Origin of the sequence: Paenibacillus sp. FSL R5-0928 (genome assembly GCF_037970385.1) — a bacterium.
GTDB classification, from domain to species: Bacteria; Bacillota; Bacilli; order Paenibacillales; family Paenibacillaceae; genus Paenibacillus_AQ; species Paenibacillus_AQ odorifer.
In genome coordinates this window covers 1,223,803-1,246,397 of record NZ_CP150225.1, presented here as the reverse complement: position 1 = coordinate 1,246,397, position 22,595 = coordinate 1,223,803, and the positions used below count along the sequence as shown (strand labels likewise).

The following is a 22,595-nucleotide window of genomic DNA, read 5'->3' as shown; positions in this document are numbered from 1 at the left end:
ATAGGGGCATAGCAAACACTAAAGTTGGAGGGACAATAACTTATGAACAACATCATTAATTTTGCGCATCGTGGAGCGTCGGCAGTCTGTCCAGAAAATACTATGGCAGCATTTCGCAAAGGTCTTGAGCTGGGTGCAACCGGAATAGAAACTGATGTACAAATGACCAAGGATGGCGGCCTAGTCCTCATTCATGATGAAACTCTAAACCGCACGACAAGCGGAACCGGCTATGTGAAGGATCATACACTCGCAGAACTGCTGGAAGTGGACGCAGGCTCATGGTTCGGACCTGAATTCAAAGATGAGCGCCTTCCATTGCTGGAAGATTTATTAGATCTGTTGCAAGGTAGAGATACCATACTAAATATCGAGCTTAAAAATGGCACTTTTTTATATCCGGGCATGGAGGAAAAAGTGATCGCGGCCGTACGGGATTTCAAGATGAGCGATCGCGTCATTTTTTCGAGCTTCAACCATTATTCACTAGCTTACTGTCAGTCGCTGGCACCGGAGATCAGAACAGGAATTCTGTACGGGGAAGGCTTGTATCGTCCTTGGGATTATGCAGCTACACTTGGAGCGACTGCGTTGCATGCGTATCATTTTGCGGTACTGCCTGAATTCGTCGAAGAAGCTGCAAAGCATGGCGTCGCCTACCATCCTTGGACCGTTAACGATCCCGAGCGGATGAAATATTTAATTGAAGCTGGTGTATCAGGCATTATTACCGATCATCCAGACCTGTTGGCTGGACTTCTGGCTGACAAGGGAGTGTGATGGTGTGAAAAAAGTCTGGCTGCTCGGATTCGGCTTTTTCAGCATCAGCATTACATGGAGTCTGTATAACGCATTTGTACCTTTTTTCCTCGAAAAATATGTACATAGTGTAGCCCTAATCAGCTTCATGATGACGATTGATAATTACTTCGCCTTATTCTTGCAGCCTTGGATCGGCAATCGGAGTGACCGCACGACCTCGCGTTTTGGACGCAGAATGCCTTATCTTATGATCGGTATGCCCTTCGCTGCCGTGCTGACTATGCTGATTCCGTTTCATACCGGACTATTTACACTGCTTTTATTTATGATGCTGATGAATTTAGCCATGAGTTTATACCGTTCCCCTACCGTCGCTCTCATGCCCGACATAACACCTGAAGAGCAGCGTACAAAGGCTAACGGACTAATTAATTTCATGGGTGGATTCGGATCAATTCTGGCTTTCGGCGTGGGTTCGATCCTCTATAAATCAAATCCTGCGCTGCCGTTTCTCGTTGCTGGACTGATTACCCTGTTATGTCTGTTTATCGTATCGCGCTTCATCAAAGAAAAACGGGATGGTGTGAATATAAGCCCTACGCTTCTATCCGATACAGCGGGGAGCCCTTCTGCGACGATAGTTAAGCCTTCCAGAGTCTCCTTTCGCGGCCAGCTGGATCGTACTACAGTATTTCTACTGGCAGCGATTTTCTTCTGGTTTGTAGCTTATCAAGGGGTCGAAACCTTGTTTACATTGTATGGCAAAAACCATCTGGGCCTCAGTGAACAAGCAGCCTCCTTCTCCCTTACCTTTTTCTCCCTTGCCTTTGTGCTGTTCGCTATTCCGAGCGGTTGGCTGGGTGGGCGATTCGGGAAAAAGAAGATCATTATCGTCGGCGTATGTGGCCTGATGACGGTCTTTGCGCTTGTTGGGTTTGCACAGGACCTGCTGGTGCTTCGAGCGTTGCTCCTGACAGGAGGAATCTTCTGGGCTTGTATCAACATCAACTCTTATCCTTATGTTGTTGCTACGGGGACTGAGGAAAGTATTGGTACTCGAACAGGGATGTATTATTTGGTCTCTTCACTGGCAGCGATCAGCTCGCCTCCTTTGCTGGGGCTAATGATTGATATTTTTGATTACTCCATCCTGTTCTATGTAGCAGCGATTAGTATGGCGGTTGCCCTGCTCTGCCTTTTCTTGATGAAGGGACGCAAGCAAGTACCCCACAAGTTTCACACACCGGGAGCCTAAAAAAGCGTCAGCCTTAGACATCTATTTATGTCCAAGGCTGACGCTTATATTTTACATTTAACAAACTAATTTTTAAAAACTGAATAACGACCTGTCCCGAGCTGTTTGGCGGTGTACATCGCTGTATCTGCTTCATGCAGCAGCCTGAAATGATCCACCTTGCCATGACTAATGCTGATGCCTATGCTCGCAGATACAAAGAGGTTGTGCTCTCCCAGCTGATAATGTCTGGTCGTCTTCTCCAGAATCTGCACCGCTAACTGCTCCGCTTCCTTCTGATTGCAGCCTTTAGCTACGATCACAAATTCATCACCGCCTATGCGGAAAATATGGCGTTTTCTTTTGCTGGAGAATTGACTTAACCTTCCTCCCACCTCTTGCAGCAGTAAATCGCCCACATGATGTCCTAAGCTGTCATTAATTGATTTGAAACGGTTCAAATCCATAAACAATACGGCTAGTTGCTCATTTACTTTGCAGCGATCCCAAAAGTGATCCATTCCATTCTTGTTTAACAGCCCCGTTAAGCCATCCTTATAGGCAAGTTCCTTAAGCTGCTCTCTTTCCGCCAAAACAAGGTTCAGCCGTGTAAGCAAAAACATTAAAACAGCTATCGTAAGCGCGTATATCAATAACGGAGTGAAAATCCCCCCATTGACCTCTATAGTTTCTTCTAAGGATTTTTTGCCTAACTGATGCATTGCCCACAATCCAACGACGATAGTTATAATGGAAAGGCCCGTATAAACCGCTCTTTGTTTTGGTTCCTTACTAGCAACATCCCGGTAAAATCTCAATACTAAATAACCTACAACCCCTGCGATGATAATGGACATTAACGTTTGTAAATAAATCTGAACCTCTACCACCTTTAATTCGCACATCCTTCTGAACTACAAATAATTAGCTTACTGTACTGCGATACCAATATATAAAAAAGCTCTGAACATTATCTGAACACTTACTCTTTCTCCAAATGCCGCGCACAATTATATAACTCGCAGTTCCAGGAGCCATCCGATTCGGATTTTGTTATTCGCGTAATTGACGTATTGTTCAATAATACTGTGCCGTCCAGTTCTGGAAGTAGTCTTCTAAGGCTACTGCGTAAAATTGCACCATGGCTAACGATCAGAATATGGCTGCCTGGATGTCTCGCCGCAATTTCTTCAATCACTTCGCTGCCTCTGAGCTCGCTGGCTTCTGGAGTTTCCAAACCCAAATCTAACGTCTTCCAATCGGTTCCCCATCGTTCAATCCGCTCTTGCTGCGTAGTTCCTTCAATAAGTCCCGCATACATCTCTCGAATGCCCGGCGCTAAACCCGTGATCTCAAGGCCTAATCTTTCTGCAATAACCTCTGCCGTTTGCCGCGCTCTGAGTAAATCACTTGAATATATGTAATCCCATTGTTCTGTGCTAAGTCGTTCAGCCAGTAGTTGTGCCTGTTGCAGGCCTTCAGCATCCAATGAATTATCCGTATGCCCTTGCACTCTGCCTTCTTTATTCCACGCGGTACTTCCATGGCGAATTAAACCTATTGTAGTCATAAAAATCTCCTTTTAGCTAATGAGTCTAGTGGCAGTTGTGATACTGGTTGTAGTGCTAGTTATAGTGCTAGTTATAGTGCTAGTTATAGTGCTAGTTATAATGCTAATTTCAGTGCTACTTCAGTGCTAATATAAATAATATAATCTATATTCTATCAGATTCACCCTATGAACATTTAAAAATAAAGGTTATCCAAGTTTTTGAACATGAGGTATAATAAACCTTGTCGTTTTTTACAACAGCTACAAGATAAGGAGTAATTGTTTATGATGAAAAAGCTAGGGTCCACTTTGTTTCTTACCTTCTTACTGCTCATTCCACTTGTCGCCACTTGCCCTTCCACTGTTGGTGCAACACCGCTTCCTAAAAACACCGTCTATGTGGACAAGAATAACCATTCATACATACCACTGCGTCTATTAAATAGCTTCACTGGTATACAATCTGTATGGAATCCTAACGAAAAACGTATAAGCATTACGAATGCAGACACAACCATAACGCTTACATTAGGTCAAACCGCTGCGCTCGTCAATGAAAAGTCGGTTACACTAACTGATCTTGCTTTCAGTGATAACGGCACGGTATATATTCCGTTGTCTTTTATCAGCACAACACTTGGCATTCAATTAACTTGGGATAAGGAAGCCTCTTCGTTAACCCTTAAGAGTAATGATATTGCAACCACTGTTCCTGTACAGTCCGGCGCACTAATCAAAGCGGATTCTTCACCAGTTGTCAGCGCTAGTAAAACCTTCAAGGTTGGCGGCAGATCCTTCAAAGCCCAGACGGTTACAGTGTCCCTGCTGCATCCTAAGGTGAAACTTGATGTCGTACTGGCTGGAAATACGGTCGGAAAAGTGGAGGACCTAAGCAGTCTGGCTAAACGTAATAATGCCGTAGTTGCGATTAACGGAACGTTTTTTGATGCCTATACAAAAGGGGCATACAAAGCTCCATACGGTTACATTGTCAGCGGTGGAAAAATGCTTAAAAATAGCTCCGGGGATCGCCGGACGATTTTTACCTATGACAGCAACCATCTAGCGTCACTGATTCCTGGGTTGGATTTCACAAGCCGCTTCGCTTCCGGCTCCATGGAAGGAGCTCTTCAAGCCGGCCCGCGTCTTCTTGTGAACGGCAAGGTATCCCTTAATGTTGCGGCAGAAGGCTTCAAGGATCCGAAAATCTTGACCGGCGGCGGAGCCCGCAGCGCGCTCGGATTAACACGCGACCATAAGCTCATTCTGCTGACCACTGGTGGAGCCACCATCCCACAGCTGGCAGAAATGATGAAGCAAGCTGGAGCGTATCAAGCCATGAATCTGGATGGTGGTGCATCCAGCGGGCTCTACTACAACGGCAAATATCTCACGTCCCCCGGGCGTCAGATCAGCAATGCAATTGTAGTCAAATATCAATAAAATCTCTTGGCCAGACGGCTACTAAGAATATATGATTCTATTGTACAAAGTGTAATCAGAGGCAGTTTGCAGCGCATAATTGCTATAGCGGTATGATTGCTGTACGACGTTTGAAACTACTGTGCAGCATATGATTGCCGAGCTCAAACCCAAAAATCCCCTTGACGACTTACCCATCAAGGGGATTTTTCATAGTACGTTGCCAGTTTAGGTACTGCTGACAGATCCAGTGTTGGGGGCAGCCGGTGCAACTTAATCTGTGTGACCTGAATATTCCCACACCTGCAACCAAACTTCAGTAGTAAAGCCCAATTTCTCGTAGAAAGGCTGCATCGAACCTACGTAAACTTTACTAGCTCCGAGTTGTTTTAAACGGTTAAATCCTTCGTGTAGGACCGCCCGTCCCAGTCCTAGCTTTCGATAATTAATGGATGTGCCTACAGGCTCCAGAATACCAATTCTATTGCTGCTGTCCCAAAAAATATTACAAAAGGAAACCACTTCGCCCGCGTCATTCACAACGCTAAGATCGAGCTGCGGATTATAACTTGGAGCGTTACTCATATTCCCATAATGCAGCAGCGTGAGTTCTGCCTCCACCGTTTCTGCATAGTCGAAGGCCATAATATGTCCGAGCGCTTTTGCAGTAACCTCGATCTCATCTCCGCTGCAAATTCTGAATCCAGAGGGGAGCTCCACAGGAAATTCCTTATCCAATCGCAAGGAGTTTACGCTTTCCTTACCACCCGTTTGATGATACCCCCTCTTACGAGCAACCTCCGCCGCAGAAGTCATATTCTCCGGTATTGGCACATACAGCTCTACGTAACCACCGTTCTCTTCCTCAGCTTTTTGTTCAGCAAAAGCGAACATTTCTTCAAGTAATTTTTCCGGAGGATTCATCTCAGCACACTGAAAATAGAACCCATCGTCCCTGCACACTACAGCTGCAAGCTCTCCATTCTCATACTCCCATAAGCCTACTTTTTGTTCCCACTGCTCCAGCGTTCCACTTCTCGTCTCCTGAAAAAAAACAACGAATTCCCAGCGGTCTATAAGCCAGGTATTTGGAGTCTTCAGCTTACTATAACTTTGTATAAGAAAATGACGTACCTTTAGCAGATCTTCTGAACGGTAGCTTCTAAAATTAATGTTCATTTTCCGCGCCCCTCTCTTTAATTTCATATTAAGGGGGATGCAAAATGAAGCATATATCATAATTAGTTATTATTATTTTATACTACCGAATATGATCCGTACGTTCACAAAACAAACATTTCTTGAGTGAAAATTATGAGCTCCACACATCCGTTAACTGCATTTAGTGCAACTATTCCTCAGAATGGTCCTTTAAAAGATAGTTAGTTGTATTTCGTGCAGTTAAATTTCTGGTTTTTCTTTAAATGTACCGAATTCACCCTGTTTAGTTGCACAGAGTGCAATTAAATGGCTTCTAAGGACTATCTACTCAGAAATAAGTGTACAAAGTGCAATTAGAGAAAGTTTTGGCGTTCGCGATCTCTTCCGGAGGAAATAGTCACTGATCAAGCTTTCTCAAGCGATAATTATGAGCTCCACGCATCCGTTAACTGCATTTAGTGCAACTATTCCTCAGAATGCTCATTCAAAAGTTAGTTTAGTTGTATTTCGTGCAGTTAAATTTCTGGTTTTCCTTTAATTGCACCGAATTCACCCTTTTTAGTTGCACGAAGTGCAATTAAATGGCTTCTAATGACCAACTACGCAGAAATAAGTGTACAAAGTGCAATTAGAGTAAGTTTGTTGAGTGGGCGATCTTCTTCTGGAGGAAATAGTCACTGATCAAGCATTTTCAAGCGATATATGAGCTCCACGCATCCGTTAACTGCATTTAGTGCAACTATTCCTCAGAATGCTCATTCAAAAGTTAGTTTAGTTGTATTTCGTGCAGTTAAATTTCTGGTTTTCCTTTAATTGCACCGAATTCACCCTTTTTAGTTGCACGAAGTGCAATTAAATGGCTTCTAATGACCAACTACGCAGAAATAAGTGTACAAAGTGCAATTAGAGTAAGTTTGTTGAGTGGGCGATCTTCTTCTGGAGGAAATAGTCACTGATCAAGCATTTTCAAGCGATATATGAGCTCCACGCATCCGTTAACTGCATTTAGTGCAACTATTCCTCAGAATGCTCATTCAAAAGTTAGTTTAGTTGTATTTCGTGCAGTTAAATTTCCGGTTTTCCTTTAATTGCACCGAATTCACCCTTTTTAGTTGCACGAAGTGCAATTAAATGGCTTCTATGGACTATCTACGCAGAAATAAGTGTACAAAGTGCAATTAAGTCTGGATAAGCCGCTTGAGCTAAATTTGGATTGCATAGATCTAGCTGAGTTAGATTTTAGATCAGTTAGTTTTGGATCGATTAGCGGTAGATCGGTTAAAGTTGGATCAGCTAGAGCTATTCAGCTAGAGCTAGGTCAGCTAGAGCTAGGCCAGCTACAGCTAGGTCAGCTAGAGCTAGGTCAGCTAGAACTAGGTCAGCTACAGCTAGGTCAGCTAGGCTAGGTTAGCTAGAGCTAGATCAGCTAGAGCTAGGCCAGCTAGGCTAGGTCAGCTAGGCTAGGTCAGCTAGACTTAGATCAGCTAAATTCCCCTTCGGTAAATCTAGCTAGATTCTTACGTTGACCACGAATAAGAGTACTCTTTTTGCATAATTTTCCTTGTCCATGTTACTGTATTACTGAACAAAGGAGTGAAAATATGGAGACAATTCTAATCATAGAGGACGATGCCAAGCTGGCAAGCTTGCTGAGCACGTACCTATCGAAATATGGGTTCCGTACAATTATTGTAGAGGATTTCAACAGGGTGCTGGAGACTTTTAATGAAAGCTCGGCTGACCTTATCTTACTGGACGTCAATCTGCCTAAATATGATGGGTTCTACTGGTGCCGCCAGATCCGTTCCCTCTCACTCTGCCCGATTCTGTTCATTTCTGCACGGGATAGTGGAATGGATCAGGTGATGGCGCTTGAGAATGGCGGGGACGATTATATCACTAAGCCTTTTCACTATGAGGTTGTGCTTGCCAAAATCCGCAGCCACATACGTAGAGCATACGGTTCATACTCACAGACTCAAGAAGAGCATAAACTCCAGTCTGGAGGTTTAATCCTCTATCCTGAACGATATGTGATCCAATACGACGGGCACACGAGTGAGCTAACCCAGAAGGAAGCGGTTCTACTGGAAGCTTTACTGCTTAAGGAAGGACGAGTGGTTAACCGGGAGCGTCTGCTCGATCTCATGTGGAAGGATCAGCATTTCATAGATGACAATACATTAAATGTCTACATAACCCGTGTCCGCAAAAAGCTCAAGGATCTCGGTCTTGGTGACATTGTGGAAACCGTAAGAGGCGCTGGCTATCGGCTTAATGTCTCTAAGGATACGCCATGAGGCTTTTTTGGAGAGACCAGATCTCACTGATCCTATTCTATCTGCTTCAGATGCTGCTTATCCCTTTGCTGTATTGGCTGTCTGGTGAGAGCAGACCGATCTCTATCATGCTTTATGGAATCGCCTTGAGTACCGTAGTTCTACTGCTATATCTAGGCTACCGATACGTTCAGCACCGGAGATTGTATGCGGCATTAAGCGAACCTATGGACATGCTCCAAAAACATCTTGTTTCCTTAGGAGACACTCCTCTTTCAGAAGCTATCCATGAGTTATTGCAGCTGATTGACCGCCAATATCAAGAGCAAGTGAATGCGCATGCGCGCCAGATGGATCAGCATATCGTATTCATGAATCGCTGGGTTCATCAAATGAAGACCCCGCTCTCTGTAATTCAGCTTACGCTAAAGGATCTTGAAGAGGAGGCTGCCGCAAGTATTCAGGAGGAACTGGAACGTCTGCGCGGAGGGCTGGAGATGGTTATCTACACTTCAAGACTTGACCGATTTGAAAATGATTTTCAAGTTGAACCGTTACTTCTGCGCAAAACCGTTAGTGAGGCGGTAGCCGAAAATCGCAGACTATTCATACGCCGGGGCATAAAAGTAGATATACAGGTGGATGCCAATCTAGCGGTATATAGCGATGCCAAATGGTTAATGTTTATGCTGGCCCAAATCTTAACTAATGCCGTAAACTATACCTCCGGTTCTGGCAAAACCGTTACCCTCTCAGCTCAGCGTGTGGGCACCGACACTATTCTGGATATTACCGATCAAGGGATCGGCATTTCTCCTGAGGATCTGAAGCGGGTCTTTAATCCCTACTTTACGGGTGACCGCGGACGACATTATCATGAATCGACAGGGATGGGGCTGTATCTCGTCCGGGAGATTTGCAACAGGCTCGAACACAAGGTGGATATTCAGTCCCGGCTCGGGGAAGGAACCCGCGTGCGGCTTATTTTTAGCAACAGTGATCATCTACAGAAATAATATTGAGGGGACTTCGTCGTCATTATTCATGGCTTTGAAGCCTCCTTCTTCTTTATAGGTTACTTATCTCTCAACCCATTCTTCACAAGGAGAAAGGCGAACATAACCTTAACTTCTCTGTAAGGAAACCTTAAGGTAAATCCATAGCAGCTAATCTCTCGATCTTATAAATTATATACATAACCCGTTCCCCGAATAAGGCGGATGAAATCATTTTTGTATTGGAAGGAATGAATGATATGAACGTATTGGAAGTCAAAGGACTTCATAAGGTATACCCCGGCAAAATAGTGACCCAAGCCCTCACTGATATTCATCTAAATATTGAAAAAGGTGAATTTGTCGGAATTATGGGACCGTCTGGTAGCGGTAAAACAACACTGCTCAATATGGTATCCACAATCGACCAGCCGTCCTCTGGCGAAGTGAATATCAATGGCAGCAACCCTTATCTTTTGAATAAAAAAGAGCTCGCCCACTTTCGCCGAAAACAACTAGGCTTTGTGTTTCAGGACTTCAACCTGCTTGAGACATTAACCGTCGCCGAGAATATTGTGCTGCCCCTGACTTTGGATAACCGTAAGCTCTCCCAGATGGAGATCTTGCTTCAAAGAGTCGCAGAACGCTTAAACATTACCGATATTCTGAGCAAACGCACCTATGAAATTTCAGGGGGACAACGTCAGCGGACCGCAATTGCCCGGGCGATCATCACCTCTCCTTCGATTATTTTGGCCGATGAACCTACGGGTGCGCTTGACTCCAATTCTTCGCGGATGGTGATGGAATCGCTGGAGGATATTAATCACAAAGAAGGCACCACGCTAATGCTCGTAACACATGATCCACTGGCAGCGAGCTACTGCAACCGAATTGTTTTTATAAAAGACGGCAAACTAGCAGCGGAAATTCATCGGGGCGATAACCGTCAGGCCTTCTTCCAAAAGATTATCGACACACTTTCGTTCTGGGGAGGGAATAGTCATGAACTTTCCTCAATTCGCGTTTAATAATGTACGCCGTAATTCACGCGCTTATTTTGCTTTTTTCTTAAGCAGTGCTTTTATGGTCATGATCTTTTTCTCTTATTCAGTCTTTATTTACCACCCTAGTATTACCAACATCGAGCTGGGTGCGAATTCAGCCTCCGGCATGCAAATTGCTTCTTACATCGTGTTTATCTTTGCGTTCTTTTTCGTTCTATATTCGATTAGCGCATTTCTGAAAATGCGTAATCTGGAGTTCGGCATACTGATGATTTTAGGCGCACGCCCTGGCCAGATCAACAAGCTGATTCTTATAGAAAATATGCTTATCGGACTGCTCTCTATTGTAACAGGTGTGTCTTTCGGCATGCTTTTATCCAAGTTATTTTTGCTGCTAAGCACGACAATTATGGGCATGGAGCCACTGCCCTTTTATTGGCCAATGAAGGCGTTAATGATTACCTCTATCTCTTTCATTTCATTATTTCTGGTCATTTCGATCTTCACATTATTGTTCATTCGTAAGCATCAAGTTCTTGAACTGCTTAAGGGAAATGTTAAACCTAAAAAAGAACCCCGTGTCTCCTTATTGTTCTCATTCTTTGGGCTTCTACTGTTGACCGTCGGCGCTCTCGCGATTCGGAAGCAATTGTCCCCGACCTCACTGTTAGTCGCCGCTGTCACAGGTATCGCTGGAACCTACTTTTTCTACTCTCAGTTATCTGTATTGGGCATTCGCTTACTAAAACTAAGACGCAAGCGGCTGTGGCGCGGAACCAATCTGCTGTGGATTTCTGAGATGAGTTATAAGATTAAAGACAATGCAAGAATGCTCTTCCTTGTAACTGTAGTTACCTCGCTTGCCTGCATGGCATCGGGGATTCTTTTATCGATTAATCAAGCGAACTCAGACCTCTATAAAAAATCCCCATTCGCTGTGAGTTATACGATTTATGATCCGAAGGATGAAGCACCAGATTTAGAGCCCATTCACACTAAATTAAAGAATGCTAAAGTCGAGTACACAGAGAATAAAGTAGAACTAATCTCTGCTTCCATTCAAGGAATCGATAAGGAAAAAATACTTGGAATTGATCTGATATCCCGCTCACAGTTCAATCAACTGGGCTTACAAATGGATGTGTCCGAGGTTGGGCCCTTGTCTGAAAAAGAAGCTGTATTACTGCTGAACCCACATATGGATTCACAGAATTTTGCTGCTGATCGAGCGATTCATTTGAAGGTTCAGAAAGATGCGGAGCTGATGCTAAAAGAATTACGAACACCAAAGGTGCATCCAGTAGATCCAATGGCCACCTCACTTCTAATCGTAGATGACAACTTATATCATAAGATTTCTACTTCAACAGAGAAGTACACGAGACCTTATGTGAAATATCTATACAAAATCCCTGCATGGGACGGTCCTACACCTAATGACAGCTCAGCTGAAGCTGTTGTCACCAGAGACCTCATCCAATGGAATAAAGCCGCTAACAAGGCTAACCATCAATACAGCGCTATACTGGGATCGCGAGCAGACAGCTATCTATCGACCAAGCAGGGAGCTGCCATGCTTAGCTTTATAGGGATTTTTATCGCTCTGATCTTCTCGCTTTCATCGGCCAGCTTTCTCTTTTTTAAGCTTCATACTGAGCTCAATACAGATAAGCAAATGTATAATGCTTTATCCAAAATCGGTTTAAGCACTAAAGAAATGTCAGCTTCTGCTACCAAACAGATTTCGGTACTTTTCTATATTCCGATTATTATTGCCACCATCCAGACTCTTGTCGTGATTCGTCCGATACTGAAACAGATTAATATCACAAATGTAACTGTGCCCGTGCTTACTACATCAGCTGTATTTCTGGTTGTGCAAACTATCTATTTCCTTATTGCGAGATCACGTTACATTCATAGTCTCAAGAAAATAATGGTGTAACGACATGTCGAAAAGAATCATAACCCTGGATGTACTTCGCGGCTTGGAACTTATGTCAGCACCAAAAGGTTCTCTAGCTGATCATTAGGCAATTTGCTATAGTTAGTGAGCTATTAATTAATGAAGCAAGGAGGTTCTTGATTTATGTCCAAGGCTGATCACATGTTATCCATTCTCTGGATGCTCAAGCAACGGGGAAGAACCGCCGGGGAACTAGCAGAAGCGCTAGAGATCAGTGTCCGCTCTGTCTATCGTTACATCGACGCGTTATGCATCAGTGGCGTACCCATTATCGCGGATAGTGGACCTGGTGGTGGCTATAGCCTTCCGGAGCATTTTTCCGAGGCCCCGTTATTCTTTGACTCCGACGAACAGCGTTCCCTCCTGCAAGCCGCCTCCTTTGCGCGGGGAACTGGATATCCTTATGTAGAAGCTCTAGATCAAGCAATCGCCAAACTGAAACGATACAGCAATGCGCAGCAATTAGAACAGATGGAGCGTCATGAGGGCGGGATAGAAACCATCCACTCCCCTGCTGTGCCGCTTCCCCACCTGCTGCAAGAGCTTGAATTAGCGACGGCGAACGGACATACCCTCCAGATGGAATATCGGAAGGGAAACGGGGAGACAATTTCTTCCCGCGCTATTGATCCTTATGGACTTGTACTGTGGAAAGGGCAGTGGTACACCGTTGCTTATTGCCATCAGAGGCAAGGAATTCGGTCTTTCCGAGTCGATAGAATGACTGAACTGAAACGTACAGAAGCTGTGTTTGCCCGTCCTGCTGACTTCTCTGCACGTGATTTTTTGTTAAAAAGCTTGCTGCCAACACCAAATACTCCAGAGAAACTCATAGCAGTAGTCATCGCCGCTGATGAAGGAATCCTGAACGATCTATGCAGTCATTGGCTGTTTGGACATACTCTGGTGCAGCGTATTGACGGACAAGCCCGCTTTCAAGTCGATGAGACCTCCTTACTGACTTATGCGCCTTACTTCTTGTTGCCTTATGGATCAACACTACGAATCCTAGAGCCTTTAGCTCTGAAGCAAAAGCTGTCCGCTATAGCTACCGATCTGGCAGCTTATTATAAAACTTAAAATGATTATTTTAGGATCACTGACCGTAGTTGTCAGTGATCCTTTTGTATAGTGTAAATAAGTCTAAGGGAATAAATGATTGTACAAACCAAGGAGGAATAACAAATGAAAGAACTTCACTATGAATTTTATATTGGCGGAACACCTGAGCAGGTATGGGAGACTTTGATCTCTCCGGAAGGTACTAAACAGATTTACTACGGGAGCGTAATCCAATCCACCTTTAAAGAAGGCGAATTGCTGGAATATGTTGGTCCCGGTGCAGATGGCGATGAAACGATACATGTATATGGGACTCTGCTGGAGTTCACTCCACAAAAAGCGTTTCGTTTCACGCATAAGGTCGGCCCCTCCTATCATAAGGGTACAGAAAGATATGAATCGCGTATATCTTGGCTGCTTGAACCGGTGGGTGGAACTACTAAGCTTACGCTTATCCACGATGAATGGCATCCTGATGATCCTTCCTATGCTGGCAGTATCAACGCCTGGTGGCAGGTTCTGAGTAATATTAAAACCTTGGTCGAGACCGGACGTACACTTGATTTTGGCAGCTGGTCGTAATTTTACTGCTAATTAGGAATTAAGCTCAACCCTGCGGAAAAGAGCGTACAAGCCCTTTTTCGTCATGGGCTTTTTTTGCTTAATTTTATTTTGCCTAAGGGAAACATTCTTGTTGCAGGGACAAAGTTGTTGCCATATACTAATGTTGTGCCAGACTACAAGAAATGTTCTAATACACAAAATAAAAACCATAGGCGGTAAAAATATAAATGAAAGAAGGGATCTCATGACTGGAACAACTATTCCTTTATCAGAAGCTGCAAAGGGTAGCACGCTGCGCATCAGCGACATTGAAGTCCAAGGTGTGCTTAGAAGAAGATTACTGGACCTCGGGTTCGTAGTCGGGAATATCGTAGAGGTGTTGCGGCGTAGTCCATTAGGAGATCCTATAGCTTTTCGGGTAAGCAATACGACCATTGCATTGCGTAGAGAAGAAAGTTCTTTAATATTCGGAGAATTAATTGGAGGTGTAGAAGCATGAGTCAGTTCACCGTCGCTTTTGCAGGCAATCCTAACACTGGAAAAAGCACACTATTCAACCTGCTAACCGGCATGCGACAGCATACTGGAAACTGGGCAGGTAAGACCGTCATTACTGCCGAAGGGGAATTCAAACACAATAACCATTCATACCTCGCGGTAGATTTACCAGGAACGTACTCCCTATACTCAAATTCCGCGGATGAAGAAGCGGCTAGAGATTATATTATTTTTGAACAGCCAGATGTGACACTTGTAGTGCTTGACGCTACTTCGCTGGAACGTAATCTCAATCTTGCCTTGCAAGTGCTGGAGATTACCGGACGGGCGGTTGTCTGCATCAACCTCATTGATGAAGCACGTAAGCTGGGCATCGACATCAACCTGAAGAGTATCTCCAAACGTCTCGGCGTACCCGTCGTTGCGATATCGGCACGCAATAAAATCGGGATCGATGCCTTATTGGATCAAGTGGAGCGAGTGGCTACAGGCGCATTCACAGCGCAGCCGTTGCGCATTAGTTACAACGAAGAGATCGAACGGGGAATTGCCGAGCTTACACCATTGGTAGAGCAAACCATCGGCACCAAATATCCCGCTCGCTGGATTGCACTGCGCTTATTGGACGGTGATGACAGCCTGCTTACTTCACTCAAAGAGCATATGAAAAGCAAGGATTTACCCGAAGCAAAGGAGGTCATCGGCCATGGAGTCACTGCCTATCACTAAGGGATCTGACGCTCTAGATTCCCTATTGTCTACCGCAAAAAAGCTCGCTGACGGCGGAGCCATTCGGGATGAGATTGTCAGTGGTATATACGGGGTATCTGCAGGCATCTGCGGGGATGCAGTTACTTATCGGGATAAGAAGAAACTGAACAGCACTTATAAGCTGGATAATATCGTGACCTCAAAAATTTGGGGTTTTCCCATCATGCTCGCCATTCTCGGTGTCGTATTCTGGATTACGATTGCCGGGGCTAACTACCCTTCTAGCTGGCTCGCTTCCTTCTTTGGCTTCATTGAAGGATATCTGACAGCGGGATTTGAAGCTCTCCATGCCCCAGCTTGGCTGCACGGCGTGCTTGTGCTTGGCTTGTATCGAGGCACCTCATGGGTAATCAGTGTCATGCTGCCACCAATGATGATCTTTTTCCCCGTATTCGCTCTGCTTGAGAATTTCGGGTATCTGCCACGCGTTGCTTTTAACATGGACCGACTGTTCAAAAAATCAGGTGGTCATGGCAAGCAAGCTTTAACCATGTCCATGGGCTTCGGCTGTAACGCGGCCGCTATCCTCTCCACACGAATCATCGAATCGCCGCGTGAACGAATGCTGGCTATACTGACCAACAATTTTGTCCCTTGCAACGGCCGCTGGCCCACGCTGATTTTATTGTCTTCCTTATTTATGGCAGGAGCCGCTACGACAGGTGCGCTTCGTACATTCACCACTGCCTCCGTCCTAATGGGAATGGTTCTAATCGGCATCATTGTTACCTTAACCGTTTCCTGGGTCATGTCCAAAACTGCGCTGCGTGGGGTTCCCACACATTACACATTGGAGCTTCCTCCCTACCGCCGTCCACAAATCTGGAAGACCATACTTATTTCCTCCAAAGATAAGTCCCTTAACGTACTTACTCGGGCTATCGTCGTTGCTGCCCCTGCCGGGATTATCACTTGGATTCTAGGCAATCTGTTTATTGGCGGCGATTCTGTACTGAATCATATGGCTGCATTCTTTGATCCGTTTGCACATATGCTCGGCATGGACGGCTTTATCATCATGGCCTTTATTCTTGGACTTCCTGCGAATGAAATCGTATTGCCTATCTTGCTTATGGGCTATATGTCCTCAGGCGCTATGGTTGATATCGACAGTTTAGGCAGTATCAAAGATGTCTTTCTCTCACATGGCTGGACCTGGCTGACCGCACTCAACATGATGCTGTTCTCCCTGCTTCACTATCCTTGTGGTACGACACTCGTGAACATTTACAAGGAAACAAAAAGCATGAAGTGGGCCGTTCTCTCAGCAGTCATTCCGCTGGGTATCGCCATCGGAGTAACCTTTGCTGTCGCTCAGCTTACCCGGTTATTTGGGTGGGTGTGACGAGGGCGAGGTAGGCTTGCGATCTAAACTCAATTGACATCTTCTAACTTTAACTAATTTTATCTGACTTCAACTAGCTTCAAGTAACTTCACAACTAACTTCAACTGATTTCAACTTACATCGCAAAAATTCATCATTAACTCATTAAATTCACCTTAATCACATCACCCAAATTAACCTTGCTACACGGAATTCACCTTACTTTACCTTACAACATCTAAAGTTCAACTTGCTTCACTTTGCAACACCCTACAATATCTAGAGTTCATCTTGCTTCACTTTGCAACACCAACAATAACTAGAATTTGCTTCACAAAGTCCCGCCCACTTTGAAATCATATTTAGGGAATTTCCCCCTCAAATCCGAACTTTATAGGCACACATTGAACTTTTTGCAGAATTTCTCCCTAATAATCGAACTTTATAAGCACACGTTGGACTTTTTGCGGAATTTCTCCCTAAAAATCGAACTTCATAAGCGCACGTTGAACTTTTTGCGGAATTCCTCCCTAATAATCGTACTTTATAAGCACACATTGAACTTTTTGCGGAATTTCTCCCTAATAATTAGCCGATTATAGGCAAAAAGGGCAATTTCCGCAGAATTTTAGGGAGGAATTCCCCAATTATCGCTAATATTGAGTAAAACACGATAAAATCAGGGAGGATTTCCCTAATTATTGATTCTAGATGGTTCCGAGCTACAATTGAGCACAACCACCAGCACAACCACCAGCACCACCAGCACCACCAGCACCAGCACAACCACCAGCAGCCACCAACAAGCCCACCAGTTACTCAAGGTCATCTCAAACAAATAAGCGGTCGCTCGGATGTTATCCCGAGCGACCGCTTATTTCAGCACAACACCTTATATACTCTTACTGCCTACTTTGATCTCACCATTACATGACGTGACTCTACAGGTAGAGTCATTTTTTGCGCGTTCCATCATTTCTACGACGGTATAGAACAGCCCCAGCGATAGTTACTAGAACGATAATTATTCCACTGATCCCCACAGTAACAAGTGGAAAGGAATCACTGTCCACAGCGGGGTCCCCCGTTTGATCAGGCTCATTACTCCCTGCTCCTGACTCCGGTGAATTATTCGGGGTTACCTCCGGAGAAGCGGTAGGCGTCGTTGCCGAAATACCCGGCCCCAGCTCTTTTAGATCCACTGAGTCAGCGGTTAGCCGCTTAGTTCGACTGCATAAACTAGCCTCCAGATTACCAGAGTCTCCACCGTCTCTAGCATAAGCATAGACAATGTAACTTTCCCCTTCCACAAACTCAAAGCCGCAGCTTGCAGAAGATAAAGCCGTAGTCAATGTAACTTGGTTTCCCTCGACCCCTTTCCAGCTGGAATCCACCTCAAAGGTTACCTTTACTGGATCAGCAGAAGAAATTATGTTCCCCTGAGACGGCTCCTTCATGTCCACTACTTTCCCGACAAAGACAGCTGTACTTTTCTCAAGAGCTTCCAGTGGCTCCGCAGGCATAACACAGGAACAAGCGTAAGTGACTGAGGGCCGCACCGTCAGCAAAGCCGTAAATATTAATAGGACACCTAGAAATATCATCATTGGACTTCGGAAATTAAAATTTCGGAAATTGATCTTTCGCACTTTGATCTTTCGCACTTTGATAACCCCCTTCTTTACCTTACAGACGGAGCAAACGTGGAAAGTGTTACAGGAATTCCCAAACAAGTGATACAAGTTTACCCGGGAGCAATTCCCCTAATCCTCTTTTTAATTCCTCTAATCTTCTTCTTTAATTCCTCTAATCCTCTTTAACTCCTCATATCCTCTTCATTAATCCCCCATACCTGCTGTACCACTCACAGACTGTGCGCGATCCCAATCAAACGCTGTATTCCTTCGCGCAGCACCCCTTCGCTTGCAAAGGAATAACTTAGGCGAAGCCTTGACTTCATTTCCCCCAGTGGATCAAATAACTCCCCAGGAACAAAAGCGATCGACTGCGCCATACTTGAAGCAAACAGGCGATCCATCGTAAGATGCTCCGGTAGTTTCACCCATAGATTTAATCCGCCTTGCGGAGTCGTCCATTCCCAGCCAGTTCCCGCCAGCTCCTCTTCCACGATTTCCTTATGCACTTGAAGCGCAATGCGCAGCTTACCAAGATGCTGTTGCAAGCGTGGGGAGGTGTAGTAATGTAGAAATATTTTTTGATTCAGCAGCGGAGTGCCATTGTCTGCGAGTGATTTGGCCGTGATTAGACGCTCCATAAATGGATATCGGCAGGCCACCGCACAGATTCGTAAGCCAGGGGCTACATATTTACTGAAGCTGCTGATATAGATCACCCACCCCTCCGTATCATAAGCAAAAAAGGGCGGCGGCGGCTCCTCATCAAAATACATATCGCGGAACGGGTCATCCTCCACCAGTAAACAGCGATAACGTTCGGCCAGTTCTACCAACAGCTTGCGTTGTTGCACAGGTACCGTGTATCCAGTTGGATTGTGATGCGTTGGATTAATGTAGAACATACGCGGCTTATGCTTTTTCATCAAAGCTTCTACTTCCTCCAGATCATATCCCTCCGGAGTGATCTCTACCGGAACCAACCGTGCCCCCTCCCGGCGAAAAATATCCATAGCAACACTATAAGTAGGCCGCTCCACAAGCACCGTATCCAGAGGACCAAGCACAATCCGGGCAATCAGATTGATCGCCTGCTGCGCACCCGAGGTAATAAGCAGCTCTTCCGAGGATAACTGCAGCCGATGTTGGTTCCGAAAATGGTGGCTTAACGTCTCACGCAGCTCGTTATCCCCCTGGACCGAGGCGTACGTTCCCATTACCTTGGGATATAGATCGAACACTTTTTTGACATAGTCAGATAGAAAAAGATTCGGCAGCAGCCCCGGATCAATCAGCGCCTGCGAGAACTGATACTTAACTGGCACTCTCTGAATATCAGACAGCGGGTTAGTGAGCGCATAAGCCGATACTGCGGCTCCTACTTCAATAGCAGGAAGCGAGATTATGGGTGCCACGTAATATCCTGATTTATCTTTTACATAAACCTTTCCATCCTCCGTCAACCGTCTGTACGCTTTGAAGACGGTCAGTCGATGTACCTTAAGCTCCTCCGCCAGCAGCCGTATAGAAGGAAGCTTATCATGTGCGACCCACTCCCCTCGCTCCATGCGATTTAATAGAAATTCATAGACCTGCCGAAACAAGGGATGATTATGCTCCGCTCCTACAACTTTTTTCATCTGACCAACTCCTCTCCGAACAACCTAGTAATCATATTGTACACGATTTCTGAATTAATCTGTTCTACTCAAGGTAATCTGTTCTGTCCACTCCCCTATATGATTAACAAAATGCCAGCTTATAAATTCTTATATTTTATAAAGCACACAAAAGGGGACTTTCAAAATGATCTTATTTGCTTATGCACTTGTATGTCTGATCTTCGGCACGACCTTTCTAGCTATCAAAATCGGTGTAGATGCCGGTGCGCCTCCTTTTTTTTCAGCGGGCTTAAGATTTTTTGTCGCGGGCGCTGTTCTATTCCTATGGATGGTCTGGAAACGAAAAGCCAGCTTCTCCTTGCTGTTGCGCAAAGAAATGTTGTTCACCGGGTCTGCTCTAACCTTCGGCACCTTCGCGGGTCTCTACTGGGCTGAACAATATGTTTCTTCAGGGCTTGCAGCTGTACTCTCTGCCACTGGACCGATCATGATCCTGCTGCTCCAAACCTCTATTCTTCGGCAAAAAGCACCCGCCATCTCCCTATATGGCTGCATCATCGGCTTCACTGGCGTACTGCTGCTGGTTCTCCCCAATCTCGCCGTTGATATTTCACCACTGTGGCTCATCGGTTGCGCTGTAGTCCTAATTGGAGAGTGTTGCTATGCTGTAGGTGCGATTTACTCCAAAAAAGTAATTAACAGTATGCCTGAAGTCTCACCGATCGCACTGAATGCGGCTCAAATGATGTATGGCGGTGCACTGTTATTCATTCTTTCTTTTGCCACGGAAAAAGTACATCCTGCATTTCTCTTCTCATTCGAGACAGCAGGTTCACTGCTCTATCTCACAGTTATCGGCTCCATGGTCGGCCATACCTTGTTCTACTGGCTCGTAGCTAAGACCAACCCAGTGTTTCCTTCTACCTGGCTTTATATTTCTCCACCGATTGCGGTGGGTGTAGGCTTTTTCTTTTACAATGAGTCCGTATCTTGGATTACGATTCTCGGAGTGTTCACCATCATTGCCGGAACAATCCTAGTGAATGCTGATGCTTTAAAGCAATTACTGCAAAAAAAGAAGATCAACACTGTTGCGTTAAAAAAATCAAATATATGACGTACTATATATTGCATTTATGACCACTATTGCGTATTATATAAACAAGTTAAATTAAATACAGCTAAATATGACTCATATATGAAAGGAGGATTCGCTTAACGGCGCTTCTTTTCTAAAGAGGAATGCCTTTTTTATCGGAAGTGGAGGGAATTGTGATCGAACTGACATCACGTCAAATAGAGATTATCGATATCGTTAACAAAAGAGCTCCGATTACCGGCGAACAGATTGCCGAAAGTTTGAATCTTACCCGGCCTACAATTCGCTCGGATCTGTCTGTTTTGGTTATGCTCAAATATATCGACGCCAAGCCGAAGGTCGGGTACTTCCCAGGATTGAAATCATCCAGTCGTCAGGGAAGCGGTTATCTGCTGCAGGAAACGATGGTCAAAGAAATTCAAAGTGTACCTATAGTTATCCGTGAGACCACAACTATTCAAGATGCCGTAGTTACGCTTTTTCTACAAGATGTAGGCACTCTTATTATCTGTGACGAAGAGGGTAAACTCACGGGCGTTGCTTCACGTAAGGATTTCCTAAAGGTAACCTTGGGCAACCCCGGTGCAGTCTCCATGCCCGTAAGCATGGTTATGACGCGCCAGCCCAAAGTGGTCACAACTTCACCGGATGAGCCGGTGCTTGAAGCTGCACATAAGATGATTTTTCACGAGGTAGACAGTTTGCCGGTGGTTGTTCCCAGCGCCGCTGAAGACGGCGGTACAAAACTGGATGTGGTAGGACGTTTAACAAAAACCTCCATCATCAAACTTCTCCTCGAACTTGAAGCCAAAGGATAACAGGAGGAACCCATGAGCATCGAGCAATCTTCCAACTTAATAACGATATGCTCGGATTCTATAGGAGATACGGCAGAGGCTGTCGTGCAGGCCGTTATTCACCAATTTCAGAATCAGCAGGTCACCATTAAAAGATACGGCAATATTAGGCATGAAGACGAGCTACGCAAGCTTATGGAAGAAGCAGCTCAGCATCAAGGTTTTGTCGCCTATACATTAGTGCAGCCAGAATTAAGAGAAATGATCCGCGAGGAAGCGGTACGTCTTGATTTGCGGATCGTTGATATCATGGGCCCAATGATGCAGGCCTTCATTGATACCTTCGACGATGCTCCTCAGCAGCGGCCGGGTCTTCTCCACCAGCTCGACGAGAATTATTTCCGCCGCATAGAAGCTATAGAATTCACCGTCGCCTGTGATGACGGCCGTGATCTGGGTGCCATGCTCAAAGCCGATATCGTTCTGCTGGGCATGTCCCGTACTTCAAAGACACCGCTTAGCATCTTTTTAGCCCATAGAGGAAAAAAAGTCGTTAACTATCCGATTATCCCGGAGATTGGTCCTCCACAAGAACTATTAAGCTTGCCGCCGAACCGGCTTATCGGATTAACCATGAAACCCGAGTACATGCTGAAGGTCCGCTCTGAGCGGCTTAAGGTTCTCGGATTACCGACAGGCTCCCAATATGCAAGTCTGGAGCGGATCACCGAAGAGATGGAATACGCCACTTCATTGTTCAACAAGCTGGGCTGTCCTGTAATTGATATTACTGACAAGGCTATAGAAGAAACCGCTGGTATTATTATGGGTTATATCTAAATTTC

The 22,595-nt window shown here is 45.1% G+C and carries 22 protein-coding genes; 16 read left to right on the top strand and 6 right to left on the bottom strand.

Annotated features, from left to right (window positions below):
- The first annotated feature begins 42 nt into the window (after nucleotides 1-42).
- Entirely contained in the window at nucleotides 43-780 is a 738-nt protein-coding gene (locus tag MKZ16_RS05365) for a glycerophosphodiester phosphodiesterase (RefSeq protein WP_076104695.1), read from the top strand.
- A 4-nt stretch (nucleotides 781-784) separates the two neighbouring features.
- Nucleotides 785-2,017, top strand: a complete 1,233-nt coding sequence (locus tag MKZ16_RS05360) for an SLC45 family MFS transporter (RefSeq protein ID WP_036680370.1) — start codon at nucleotides 785-787, stop codon at nucleotides 2,015-2,017.
- 65 nt (nucleotides 2,018-2,082) lie between these two features.
- On the opposite strand, the gene MKZ16_RS05355 is transcribed toward MKZ16_RS05360, so the two are convergent.
- Both MKZ16_RS05355 and MKZ16_RS05350 read right to left on the bottom strand, forming a co-directional pair.
- On the bottom strand, nucleotides 2,083-2,901 hold the full coding sequence (locus tag MKZ16_RS05355; RefSeq protein WP_081382558.1) for a GGDEF domain-containing protein: 819 nt from the start codon (nucleotides 2,899-2,901) through the stop codon (nucleotides 2,083-2,085).
- Between the two features lie 77 nt (nucleotides 2,902-2,978).
- A complete protein-coding gene (locus tag MKZ16_RS05350) occupies nucleotides 2,979-3,566 on the bottom strand; it encodes a histidine phosphatase family protein (protein WP_038568983.1) in 588 nt (195 codons plus the stop codon).
- A gap of 270 nt (nucleotides 3,567-3,836) precedes the next feature.
- Between MKZ16_RS05350 and MKZ16_RS05345 the strand changes: the two genes are divergently transcribed.
- Complete coding sequence (locus tag MKZ16_RS05345; protein WP_036680436.1) at nucleotides 3,837-4,991, top strand: phosphodiester glycosidase family protein; 1,155 nt, start codon at nucleotides 3,837-3,839, stop codon at nucleotides 4,989-4,991.
- A gap of 252 nt (nucleotides 4,992-5,243) precedes the next feature.
- Here MKZ16_RS05345 and MKZ16_RS05340 read toward each other — a convergent pair whose 3' ends face one another.
- Nucleotides 5,244-6,149, bottom strand: coding sequence for a GNAT family N-acetyltransferase (locus tag MKZ16_RS05340; RefSeq protein WP_076104696.1), 906 nt, complete (start codon nucleotides 6,147-6,149; stop codon nucleotides 5,244-5,246).
- 1,145 nt (nucleotides 6,150-7,294) lie between these two features.
- Here MKZ16_RS05340 and MKZ16_RS05335 point away from each other — a divergent pair.
- The 10 genes from MKZ16_RS05335 (at nucleotide 7,295) to MKZ16_RS05290 (ending at nucleotide 16,618) form a co-directional block, all read left to right on the top strand.
- The gene (locus tag MKZ16_RS05335) at nucleotides 7,295-7,537 is read left to right on the top strand and encodes a hypothetical protein (protein WP_143759034.1); all 243 of its coding nucleotides are present in this window, start codon (nucleotides 7,295-7,297) and stop codon (nucleotides 7,535-7,537) included.
- 195 nt (nucleotides 7,538-7,732) lie between these two features.
- On the top strand, nucleotides 7,733-8,431 hold the full coding sequence (locus MKZ16_RS05330; protein WP_076100491.1) for a response regulator transcription factor: 699 nt from the start codon (nucleotides 7,733-7,735) through the stop codon (nucleotides 8,429-8,431).
- The gene (locus tag MKZ16_RS05325; protein WP_076104698.1) at nucleotides 8,428-9,426 is read left to right on the top strand and encodes a sensor histidine kinase; all 999 of its coding nucleotides are present in this window, start codon (nucleotides 8,428-8,430) and stop codon (nucleotides 9,424-9,426) included. The genes MKZ16_RS05330 and MKZ16_RS05325 overlap by 4 nt, the downstream gene beginning before the upstream one ends.
- A gap of 239 nt (nucleotides 9,427-9,665) precedes the next feature.
- Nucleotides 9,666-10,436, top strand: coding sequence for an ABC transporter ATP-binding protein (locus MKZ16_RS05320; protein WP_036679832.1), 771 nt, complete (start codon nucleotides 9,666-9,668; stop codon nucleotides 10,434-10,436).
- Entirely contained in the window at nucleotides 10,411-12,357 is a 1,947-nt protein-coding gene (locus tag MKZ16_RS05315) for an ABC transporter permease (RefSeq protein WP_076104699.1), read from the top strand. The genes MKZ16_RS05320 and MKZ16_RS05315 overlap by 26 nt, the downstream gene beginning before the upstream one ends.
- Before the next feature lie 144 nt (nucleotides 12,358-12,501).
- Complete coding sequence (locus MKZ16_RS05310) at nucleotides 12,502-13,458, top strand: YafY family protein (RefSeq protein ID WP_038568975.1); 957 nt, start codon at nucleotides 12,502-12,504, stop codon at nucleotides 13,456-13,458.
- A 105-nt stretch (nucleotides 13,459-13,563) separates the two neighbouring features.
- Nucleotides 13,564-14,022: an SRPBCC domain-containing protein gene (locus tag MKZ16_RS05305; RefSeq protein ID WP_076104700.1), complete on the top strand. Its 459-nt coding sequence runs from the start codon at nucleotides 13,564-13,566 to the stop codon at nucleotides 14,020-14,022.
- 226 nt (nucleotides 14,023-14,248) lie between these two features.
- Nucleotides 14,249-14,503: a FeoA family protein gene (locus MKZ16_RS05300; RefSeq protein WP_036679839.1), complete on the top strand. Its 255-nt coding sequence runs from the start codon at nucleotides 14,249-14,251 to the stop codon at nucleotides 14,501-14,503.
- Nucleotides 14,500-15,231, top strand: coding sequence for a FeoB small GTPase domain-containing protein (locus tag MKZ16_RS05295; protein WP_038568974.1), 732 nt, complete (start codon nucleotides 14,500-14,502; stop codon nucleotides 15,229-15,231). Before MKZ16_RS05300 ends, MKZ16_RS05295 begins: the two co-directional genes overlap by 4 nt.
- Nucleotides 15,209-16,618: a nucleoside recognition domain-containing protein gene (locus MKZ16_RS05290; RefSeq protein WP_076104701.1), complete on the top strand. Its 1,410-nt coding sequence runs from the start codon at nucleotides 15,209-15,211 to the stop codon at nucleotides 16,616-16,618. Before MKZ16_RS05295 ends, MKZ16_RS05290 begins: the two co-directional genes overlap by 23 nt.
- A 674-nt stretch (nucleotides 16,619-17,292) precedes the next feature.
- Here the strand turns inward: MKZ16_RS05290 and MKZ16_RS05285 are convergent.
- From MKZ16_RS05285 to MKZ16_RS05275, 3 genes are all read right to left on the bottom strand, one after another.
- On the bottom strand, nucleotides 17,293-17,421 hold the full coding sequence (locus MKZ16_RS05285) for a hypothetical protein (RefSeq protein ID WP_339815432.1): 129 nt from the start codon (nucleotides 17,419-17,421) through the stop codon (nucleotides 17,293-17,295).
- 130 nt (nucleotides 17,422-17,551) lie between these two features.
- A complete protein-coding gene (locus tag MKZ16_RS05280; protein ID WP_076104702.1) occupies nucleotides 17,552-18,262 on the bottom strand; it encodes a hypothetical protein in 711 nt (236 codons plus the stop codon).
- A gap of 200 nt (nucleotides 18,263-18,462) precedes the next feature.
- Nucleotides 18,463-19,872 (bottom strand): PLP-dependent aminotransferase family protein, encoded by a 1,410-nt coding sequence (locus tag MKZ16_RS05275; RefSeq protein ID WP_076104703.1) that lies wholly within the window; start codon nucleotides 19,870-19,872, stop codon nucleotides 18,463-18,465.
- 166 nt (nucleotides 19,873-20,038) lie between these two features.
- Here MKZ16_RS05275 and MKZ16_RS05270 point away from each other — a divergent pair, with 166 nt between their 5' ends.
- From MKZ16_RS05270 to MKZ16_RS05260, 3 genes are all read left to right on the top strand, one after another.
- The gene (locus MKZ16_RS05270; protein ID WP_036676439.1) at nucleotides 20,039-20,971 is read left to right on the top strand and encodes an EamA family transporter; all 933 of its coding nucleotides are present in this window, start codon (nucleotides 20,039-20,041) and stop codon (nucleotides 20,969-20,971) included.
- A 125-nt stretch (nucleotides 20,972-21,096) separates the two neighbouring features.
- Nucleotides 21,097-21,771: a helix-turn-helix transcriptional regulator gene (locus MKZ16_RS05265; RefSeq protein ID WP_051490920.1), complete on the top strand. Its 675-nt coding sequence runs from the start codon at nucleotides 21,097-21,099 to the stop codon at nucleotides 21,769-21,771.
- Between the two features lie 18 nt (nucleotides 21,772-21,789).
- Nucleotides 21,790-22,590, top strand: a complete 801-nt coding sequence (locus MKZ16_RS05260) for a pyruvate, water dikinase regulatory protein (protein ID WP_081383794.1) — start codon at nucleotides 21,790-21,792, stop codon at nucleotides 22,588-22,590.
- Nucleotides 22,591-22,595 lie beyond the last annotated feature (5 nt).

Bases quoted from the DNA above. Each gene is read 5' to 3' on its own strand.
- MKZ16_RS05365 (WP_076104695.1), top strand. From the start codon at position 43: ATGAACAACATCATTAATTTTGCGCATCGTGGAGCGTCGGCAGTCTGT.
- MKZ16_RS05355 (WP_081382558.1), bottom strand. From the start codon at position 2,901: ATGTGCGAATTAAAGGTGGTAGAGGTTCAGATTTATTTACAAACGTTA.
- MKZ16_RS05350 (WP_038568983.1), bottom strand. From the start codon at position 3,566: ATGACTACAATAGGTTTAATTCGCCATGGAAGTACCGCGTGGAATAAA.
- MKZ16_RS05345 (WP_036680436.1), top strand. From the start codon at position 3,837: ATGAAAAAGCTAGGGTCCACTTTGTTTCTTACCTTCTTACTGCTCATT.
- MKZ16_RS05340 (WP_076104696.1), bottom strand. From the start codon at position 6,149: ATGAACATTAATTTTAGAAGCTACCGTTCAGAAGATCTGCTAAAGGTA.
- MKZ16_RS05330 (WP_076100491.1), top strand. From the start codon at position 7,733: ATGGAGACAATTCTAATCATAGAGGACGATGCCAAGCTGGCAAGCTTG.
- MKZ16_RS05325 (WP_076104698.1), top strand. From the start codon at position 8,428: ATGAGGCTTTTTTGGAGAGACCAGATCTCACTGATCCTATTCTATCTG.
- MKZ16_RS05320 (WP_036679832.1), top strand. From the start codon at position 9,666: ATGAACGTATTGGAAGTCAAAGGACTTCATAAGGTATACCCCGGCAAA.
- MKZ16_RS05315 (WP_076104699.1), top strand. From the start codon at position 10,411: ATGAACTTTCCTCAATTCGCGTTTAATAATGTACGCCGTAATTCACGC.
- MKZ16_RS05310 (WP_038568975.1), top strand. From the start codon at position 12,502: ATGTCCAAGGCTGATCACATGTTATCCATTCTCTGGATGCTCAAGCAA.
- MKZ16_RS05305 (WP_076104700.1), top strand. From the start codon at position 13,564: ATGAAAGAACTTCACTATGAATTTTATATTGGCGGAACACCTGAGCAG.
- MKZ16_RS05300 (WP_036679839.1), top strand. From the start codon at position 14,249: ATGACTGGAACAACTATTCCTTTATCAGAAGCTGCAAAGGGTAGCACG.
- MKZ16_RS05295 (WP_038568974.1), top strand. From the start codon at position 14,500: ATGAGTCAGTTCACCGTCGCTTTTGCAGGCAATCCTAACACTGGAAAA.
- MKZ16_RS05290 (WP_076104701.1), top strand. From the start codon at position 15,209: ATGGAGTCACTGCCTATCACTAAGGGATCTGACGCTCTAGATTCCCTA.
- MKZ16_RS05275 (WP_076104703.1), bottom strand. From the start codon at position 19,872: ATGAAAAAAGTTGTAGGAGCGGAGCATAATCATCCCTTGTTTCGGCAG.
- MKZ16_RS05270 (WP_036676439.1), top strand. From the start codon at position 20,039: ATGATCTTATTTGCTTATGCACTTGTATGTCTGATCTTCGGCACGACC.
- MKZ16_RS05265 (WP_051490920.1), top strand. From the start codon at position 21,097: ATGCCTTTTTTATCGGAAGTGGAGGGAATTGTGATCGAACTGACATCA.